Source organism: Pseudomonas lurida (assembly GCF_013522705.1).
In the GTDB taxonomy this organism is placed as follows: Bacteria; Pseudomonadota; Gammaproteobacteria; order Pseudomonadales; family Pseudomonadaceae; genus Aquipseudomonas; species Aquipseudomonas quebecensis.
On sequence record NZ_JAAMRE010000065.1, the window covers coordinates 1 to 1,209 of the forward strand.

Consider the following 1,209-nt stretch of genomic DNA (forward strand, 5'->3'; position numbering starts at 1 on the left):
TGTATCGCACCAGTGCGGTGGAAGTGGATGTCGGGTTGGGGGTTGGCTGGAGTCATTCGCTGGCGCAGCGGCTGGTGGTCGACGGCGACTCAGTGGTGTGGACGGATCATGAGAACCGGTCGATCACCCTGCCCTTGCCCACCTCTGTGCGACCGGCGATCACTAATAGCTTGGCCGAAGCGGCGATCTATTTAGGCTCATCACCGGATGAATTGGTGCTGGCGCAGGCGTTACGGTTTTATCACTTTCGCGATGGCGCATTGGTCTCGATCAGCGATGCGTATGACAACCGCCTGCGAATTTTCCGCGATGTCCTCGGACGTATCGAGCGGGTGGATAACGGGGTGGGTCGCTCGTTGTTTCTGCGCTACTCGTCCGGTCGCATCGTCGCGGTGGACTACCAGGTTCAGCGCGCCAAGGAGCATGAGCCTTACGAATGGCTCACCGAGCAGAACGTTGTTTCCTACGCCTATGACGATCTGGGCCGGCTGGTCTCGGCGACCAATGCCGTCGGTGAAAGCGAGGTATACCGCTACGACGATCAGCACGTCATTGTGGAGCGCGGCCTGGCCGGTGGGGCGAGTTTCTTCTGGGCGTGGGAACGCTCCGGCAAGGCGGCGAGATGCATCCGGCATTGGGCCAGTTTCTCGCAGATGGATACGCGGTATGTGTGGGGTGACGACGGCAACGTTACGGTGCACAACGCCGATGGCAGCCAGGAAGTGTATGTCCACGATGACCGCGCACGCCTGGTGCAACGTATCGATCCCGATGGCGCGCAGCACTTCAAATCCTACGACGAAAAAGGCCGGCTGACAGTCGAGCAGGACCCGCTGGGGGCGGTGACGGCGTATCAGTACGACGAAGCCGGACGCTTGGTGGCGTTGTTTCCTGGGGATGATGAGCCAACAACCTACGAGCATGACAACGGCTTCGTACGGGTGGTGCGCCGTGGTGAGGCGGTTTGGAAGTACGAGCGTAACGATCAGGGCGATGTCGTTCGCAAGATCGATCCCGATGGTCATGTTACGGATTACAGCTACAACAAATACGGGCAGTTGGTCGGGATTTGGTACCCGGACCACAGCTGCCATCGGCTGGTGTGGAATGAACGCGGTCAGCTCATTGAGGAGCAACTGCCCAATGGCGGGATCAAGCGCTATCGCTATGACGACCTGGGCCGCGAGGTGGCGCGCGAGGATGAGTTCG

At 60.0% G+C, this 1,209-nt stretch carries 1 protein-coding gene; it reads left to right on the forward strand.

What is annotated here, in order from left to right; translation table 11 throughout:
* Positions 1-1,209: DUF6531 domain-containing protein (locus tag G7025_RS26535; RefSeq protein ID WP_181081937.1), on the forward strand; the 1,209-nt coding region annotated here is incomplete at both ends.